Origin of the sequence: Rhodosalinus sp. (genome assembly GCF_041685465.1) — a bacterium.
Lineage (GTDB): Bacteria > Pseudomonadota > Alphaproteobacteria > Rhodobacterales > Rhodobacteraceae > Rhodosalinus.
The window spans coordinates 1-6,573 of record NZ_JAWLFS010000175.1 but is presented as its reverse complement, the minus strand read 5'-3'; the positions used below and the strand labels follow the sequence as shown (position 1 = coordinate 6,573).

The window sequence follows — 6,573 nt, the reverse complement described above, 5'->3', positions numbered from 1 at the left end:
CGCCTACATCCGCGCCAACGCGCCCGTGGAGACGCGCATCATGACCCCGGACGAGGCGCGCGAGCTCGGCGCGCAGGCGCTCTTCGGCGAGAAATACGGCGAAGAGGTTCGCGTCGTCTCCATGGGCCGGCAGCCGGGTTCGGGGCGCGGGCCCGAGGGTGACACCTATTCGATCGAGCTCTGCGGCGGCACCCATGTCGCGCGTACCGGCGAGATCGGGGAGTTCGTGCTCGTGAGCGACAGCGCGTCGTCGGCCGGCGTGCGCCGGGTCGAGGCGCTTACCGGGGAGGCGGCGCGCGCCCATGTGGCGCGCCTGCGCCGGCTCGTCGCCGACGCGGCGGCCGAGGTGCGCGTGCAGCTCGACGACCTGCCGGCGCGGCTGCGCGCCGATCAGGCGCGGCTCCGCGAGCTCGAGGGCGAGGTGGCGCGCCTCCGGCGGGAGCTCGCCATGGCCGGCGGCGGCGGCGCCGAGGGCGCGCCCGCCCCGCGCGAGGTGGGCGGCACGCCCTTCGTCGCGCAGGTGGTCTCCGGCGTGACCGGCAAGGACCTGCCGCCGCTTCTCGACGAGATGAAGGCGCGCCTGGGCTCCGGCGCGGTGCTGCTGATCGCCGACGCGCAGGGCAAGGCCGCGGTCGCGGCAGGGGTCACCGACGACCTGACGGCGCGGCTCTCGGCCGTGGACATCGTGAAGGCCGCCGTGCACGAGCTGGGCGGCAAGGGCGGCGGCGGGCGGGCCGACATGGCGCAGGGCGGCGGCAAGGCACCCGAGAACGCCGAGGCCGCGATCCGCGCCGCCGAAGAGGTCGTCGCGCGCGCGGGCGCGGACGTCAGCTGAGGGAGGAGCGGATGCCGGCACTCTGGATCGCGCATGTCACCGTGACGGACGCGGAGGCCTACGGAAAATACGCCGAGCTCGCGGGCCCGGCCATCGCCCGGCACGGCGGCCATTTTATCGCCCGGGCCGGCCGTTACGTGCAACTCGAGGGCAAGGACCGGCCGCGCAACGTCGTGGCGAAGTTTCCTTCCGTCGAGGCGGCGGAAGCCTGCTACCGCTCGCCCGAGTATCAGGAGGCGCTCTCGCACGCGCGCGGCGCCTCCGAGCGCGAGCTCGTGATCGTCGAGACGACCGAGTAGGGCGCGCGCCGCCGCCTGCACCGGTCAGGCCCGCGCAGGCGTCTGCGCGGGCGGGCCGTCATTCCCCGCTCAGACGAGCGCCTTCGCCGCGCGCTTGCGCTCGTGCGGGTCGAGATGGCGCTTGCGCAGCCGCAGGGCGTTCGGCGTCACCTCGACCAGTTCGTCGTCGTCGATGTAGGCGATCGCGTCCTCGAGGCTGAGGCGCGTCGGCGGCGTCAGCCGCACCGCGTCGTCCGAGCCGGAGGCGCGCACGTTCGTCAGCTTCTTCCCCTTGAGCGGGTTGACCTCGAGGTCGTTCTCGCGCGCGTGCTCGCCGATGACCATGCCCTGATAGACCCGCTCCTGCGCGCCGATGAAGAGCCGCCCGCGCTCCTCGAGGTTCCAGAGCGCGAAGGCCACCGCCTCGCCGTCCTCCATCGAGATCAGCACCCCTGCGCGGCGCCCGGGGATCGGCCCCTTGTGCTCGGTCCAGCCGTGAAAGACGCGGTGCATGACGCCGCTGCCGCGCGTGTCGGTCAGGAACTCGCCGTGGTAGCCGATCAGCCCGCGCGCCGGCACATGCGCCACGATGCGCGTCTTGCCCGCGTCGGCCGGCCGCATCTCGACGAGCTCCCCCTTGCGCGGGCCGGTCAGCTTCTCGATCACCGCGCCCGAATGGTCGTCGTCGACGTCGATGGTGACCTCCTCGACCGGTTCGAGCGTGCGGCCGTCCTCCTCCCGCAGGAGAACCCGCGGCCGCGCGATGGAAAGCTCGAAGCCCTCGCGGCGCATGTTCTCGATCAGGACGCCCATCTGCAGCTCGCCGCGGCCCGCCACGTCGAAGGCTTCGCCGCCGGGCGTGTCCGTGACGCGGATCGCGACGTTCGATTCGGCCTCCTTCATCAGCCGCTCGCGGATCACCCGGCTCTGCACCTTCTTGCCGTCGCGCCCGGCCAGCGGGCTGTCGTTGATGCCGAAGGTGATCGAGATGGTCGGCGGGTCGATCGGCTGTGCGGGCAGGGGCGTGTCCACCGCCGGCGCACAGATCGTGTCCGCGACGGTCGCGCGGCTCATCCCGGCGAGCGTGACGATGTCGCCGGCCACGGCCTCCGCGATCTCGGTGTGCGCGAGGCCGCGGAAGGCCATGATCTTGGAGACGCGGAACTGCTCCACCTTCTCCCCGGTCCGCGAGAGCGCCTTGACCGTCGCCCCCGCCTTCAGCCGGCCTGCTTCGACGCGGCCGGTCAGAATCCGCCCGAGGAAGGGATCGGCCGAAAGCGTCGTGGCCAGCATGCGGAAATGCTCGTCCGCGCGCGCCTGCTGGCGCGGCGGCGGCACGTGGTCGAGCACCAGCCGGAAGAGCGCCGCGAGATCGGCGCGCGGCCCGTCGAGCGCCGTGTCGGCCCAGCCCGCGCGGCCCGAGGCGTAGAGATGCGGGAAATCCAGCTGATCCTCGTCCGCCCCGAGCGCCGCGAAAAGATCGAAGACCTCGTCGAGCGCGCGGTCGGGCTCGGCATCGGGCTTGTCCACCTTGTTCAGCACGACGATCGGGCGGAGCCCCAGCGCCAGCGCCTTGGAGGTGACGAACTTCGTCTGCGGCATCGGCCCCTCGGCCGCGTCCACCAGCAGCACGACGCCGTCGACCATGCTCAGGATCCGCTCGACCTCGGCGCCGAAATCCGCGTGGCCCGGCGTGTCGACGATGTTGATGCGGGTGCCCTGCCACTCGACGCTGGTGGCCTTGGCGAGAATGGTGATGCCGCGCTCGCGCTCCAGGTCGCTCGAATCGAGCGCGCGCTCCGCCACCTCCTGGTTTTCTCGGAACGCGCCGGACTGGCGCAGCAGCGCATCGACCAGCGTGGTCTTGCCATGATCGACATGCGCGATGATCGCGATGTTGCGAATATCCATGTGGGGAAAGCTCTCGTGTGTGTCCGGGTTCACATAGGGGTCCGGGCCGCGAAAGACCAGCCCCTGCGCCGAGCCGGGTGGCGCGGCCGTGCGGCCGCATGCCGTCGCTCGGGGGCGAGGGGCGCTGCCCCTCGCGCTCCCCGGAGTATTTGGGCCAAGATGATGGGGCCGGGCGCAGTCCGGGCCGTCGTCTCGGTCCAGGCGTCCCGGGGACTGACCGGGCCGAAGGCCGGGAAGGCGGCAGCGCCCCCTCCCGGTGCGGCTCAGCCGAGCTCGGAGAGCCGGTCGAGCGCCTCGGCGATCCGCGCGCGCTCGTCCCGGCGTGCGGCAAGGTTCTCGCGCGCCTCCTCGACCACGTCCCCGGGCGCGTTCGCCGCGAAGTCGGGGTTGGACAGGCGCCCTTCGAGCCCCCTGATCTCCTTGTCGAGCCTGGCCTGTGTCTTCTCCAGCCGGGCCTTTTCCTCGGCCACGTCGATCAGCCCCTCGAGCGGCAGGCCGAGGGTCGTCCCCTCGAGCGCCACGGTCGCGGTGCCCCTGGGGAAGGCATCCACCTCCTCGAGGCTGGCGATCCGCGCGAGGCGCTTGATGAGCGCCTCGTTGCGGCTCCAGGCCGCGCGGCCGCCCGCGTCCATCTCGGTGGCCAGCACCGGAACATAGGCGCCGGCGGGCACGTGCATCTGCGCGCGCACGCTGCGGACGTCCTCGATCACGGAGATCACCCAGAGCATCTCGGCGTCCGCCTCCGCGTCGGCGAGCTCCGCGGCGTCGTACTCGGGCCAGTCGGCGTGGATCAGCATCCCGGAGCGCTCGGCCAGCACGTCCCAGAGCTCCTCGGTGATGAAGGGCATGAAGGGGTGCAGCAGGATCAGGCACTGGTCGATGACCCAGCCCATGACGCGCTGCGTCTCGGTGCGGAGCGCCTCGTCCTCGCCCTGCAGGAGCGGCTTGGAAAACTCCACGTACCAGTCGCAGACCCGGTGCCAGGTGAAGGCGTAAAGCGCCGCGGCCGCGTCGTTGAAGCGGAAGGCGGCGAGTGCCGCGTCCACCTCCTCGCGCACGCGGGCCGTCTCGCCGAGGATCCAGCGGTTGACCGGCGCGGTGGCCTCCGGCACGCCGCCCTGGCCGCAGACGGCGCCGTTCATCTCGGCGAAGCGCGCGGCGTTCCAGAGTTTCGTGCCGAAGTTGCGATAGCCCGCGATGCGGTCCTTCGAGAGCTTGATGTCGCGCCCCATCGCCGCGAGCACGGCGAGGGTGAAGCGCACCGCGTCGGCGCCGTAGTCCTCGATCAGGTCGATCGGGTCGAGCACGTTGCCGAGCGACTTCGACATCTTCTTGCCCTTGGCGTCGCGCACGAGGGCATGGACGTAGACCGTGTCGAAGGGGCGCTCTCCCACGACGGCGTATTGCATCATCATCATCCGGGCGACCCAGAAGAAGATGATGTCGAAGCCGGTGATCAGCACGCTGGTCGGGAAGTACCTGCGCAGCTCGGCCGTGTCCTCCGGCCAGCCGAGCGTGCCGATGGGCCAGAGCCCCGAGGAGAACCAGGTGTCGAGCACGTTCGGATCCTGCCAGACCGGGTAGACGAGCTCCGTCGGATCCTGGCTGGCGCTGTAGCGCGCGAAGCTTTCGGCGATCGTGTGGAGCGCGGCGTCACGGTCGGCCACCTCGACCACCCGCGCGTGGTTCAGCGGCGTGGGCAGGCCGTTGAGCACGTCGTCGAACTGCCCGCGCACCGCCTCGAAGCTTTCGGCGGCGTGCCGGCGCTCGTCGCCCGAAAGCAGGTGCTGGTGCGACAGGAGCCGGCCCATCTCCACCGGGTCGAGCGCGCCGTCGCCCTCGTCGTCGCGGAACCCCTCCCGCGCGAGGTCGAAGCCGTACCAGACCGGGATGCGGTGGCCCCACCACAGCTGGCGCGAGATGCACCAGGGCTCGATGTTCTCGAGCCAGTGGAAATACACCTTGCGGTCGGACTCGGGCAGGATCGTGGTCTCGCCCGTCCGCACCGCCTCGATCGCCGGGCCCACGATCTTCCCGGCATCGACGAACCACTGGTCCGTCAGCATCGGCTCGATCACCACCTTGGAGCGGTCGCCGTAGGGCGCCATGATCGTCTTCTTCTCGACGAGGGGCACCGCGTTGCCCTCGTCGTCGGTGGTCGTGACGGCGAGCCCCTCCTCGGTGATCGCCTCCACGACCCGCGCGCGCGCCTCGAAGCGGTCGAGCCCGCGCAGCTCGTCCGGCACGAGGTTGATCGCGTCGATCTCGGACTCCGAAAGCTCCAGCCCCGAGACGATCTCCTGCGCGCGCATCGCCGCCTCGGGGTAAGGATCCCCGTCGTCGCGCATGCGGGCGCGGGTATCCATCAGACGGTAGCAGGGAATGCCCGCGCGCTGCGCCACGGCGTAGTCGTTGAAATCATGTGCGCCGGTGATCTTCACCGCGCCCGAGCCGAACGCCGGGTCCGGGTACTCGTCCGTGATGATCGGGATCAGGCGGCGATGCTCGCGCGGGCCGACCGGGATCTCGCAGAGCTTGCCGACGATGGGCGCGTAACGCGCGTCCGACGGGTGCACCGCCACCGCCCCGTCGCCCAGCATCGTCTCGGGCCGCGTGGTGGCGATGGAGATGTAGTCGCGCTCCTCCTCCAGCACCACGTTGCCGTCCGCGTCCCGCTCGACGTAGGTATAGGTCTCGCCGTTCGCCAGCGGGTACTTGAAGTGCCACATCGCCCCCTCGACCTCGAGGTTCTCCACCTCGAGGTCAGAGATCGCCGTCTCGAAATGCGGGTCCCAGTTCACGAGCCGCTTGCCGCGATAGATCAGGCCCTTGGCGTGCATGTCGAGAAAGACGCGGATCACCGCGTCGTGGAAGTCCTGCCCGCCCGGCGCGCCCTCCGGATCGCCCGGCGCGCCGGCCATGGTGAAGGCCTCGCGCGCCCAGTCGCAGGAGGCGCCGAGGCGCTGGAGCTGCGCGCGGATGTTGCCCCGCGACTTGCGCTTCTGCTCCCACACGAGGTCGAGGAAATCCTCGCGCGAGAAATCCGTGCGGCGCTTGCCCTCCGCCGCCAGTTCCCGCTCCACGACCATCTGCGTGGCGATGCCCGCGTGGTCGGTGCCCGGCTGCCAGAGCGTGTCGAAGCCGCGCATCCGGTGCCAGCGCACGAGGATGTCCTGCAGCGTGTTGTTGAAGGCATGCCCCATGTGCAGGCTGCCGGTGACATTGGGCGGCGGGATCACGATCGAGAAGGTCTCGTCGCGCCGCGCGTTGGCGCCGGCCGCGAAGGCATGCGCGCCCTCCCATTCGGCGTAGATGCGCGGCTCGGCCGCGGCGGCGTCGAAACTCTTCGGAAGCGTCATCCCGGCAATCCCTCGGTGCGTGGGCGGATCGGTCCGTCCCTTACCCGAGCGCGGGGCCGAGGAAAAGCCGCGTCCCGCCCATCATCTTGGCGCAAATACTCCGGGGGTGAATTGGCCGCCAGGCCAAGAGGGGGCAGCGCCCCCTCCCGCGGCGCGGTCAGCGCCGCGCGGCCGCGTGGCGCACGGTGCC

General features: G+C 71.3%; 4 protein-coding genes. 2 read left to right on the top strand and 2 right to left on the bottom strand.

All coding sequences use genetic code 11. From position 1 onward, the window contains the following. The coding region (locus ACESL7_RS11520) for a DHHA1 domain-containing protein (protein ID WP_372893467.1) at positions 1 to 835 on the top strand (835 nt) is incomplete at its 5' end. Between the two features lie 11 nt (positions 836 to 846). Continuing rightward, positions 847 to 1,134, top strand: coding sequence for a DUF1330 domain-containing protein (locus tag ACESL7_RS11515; RefSeq protein WP_372893466.1), 288 nt, complete (start codon positions 847 to 849; stop codon positions 1,132 to 1,134). Positions 1,135 to 1,203: 69 nt separating this feature from the next. On the opposite strand, the gene typA is transcribed toward ACESL7_RS11515, so the two are convergent. Both typA and ACESL7_RS11505 read right to left on the bottom strand, forming a co-directional pair. Beyond that, positions 1,204 to 3,024: a translational GTPase TypA gene (typA, locus tag ACESL7_RS11510; protein WP_372893465.1), complete on the bottom strand. Its 1,821-nt coding sequence runs from the start codon at positions 3,022 to 3,024 to the stop codon at positions 1,204 to 1,206. 263 nt (positions 3,025 to 3,287) lie between these two features. Next, positions 3,288 to 6,383, bottom strand: coding sequence for a valine--tRNA ligase (locus tag ACESL7_RS11505; protein WP_372893464.1), 3,096 nt, complete (start codon positions 6,381 to 6,383; stop codon positions 3,288 to 3,290). Between the last annotated feature and the right edge of the window lie 190 nt (positions 6,384 to 6,573).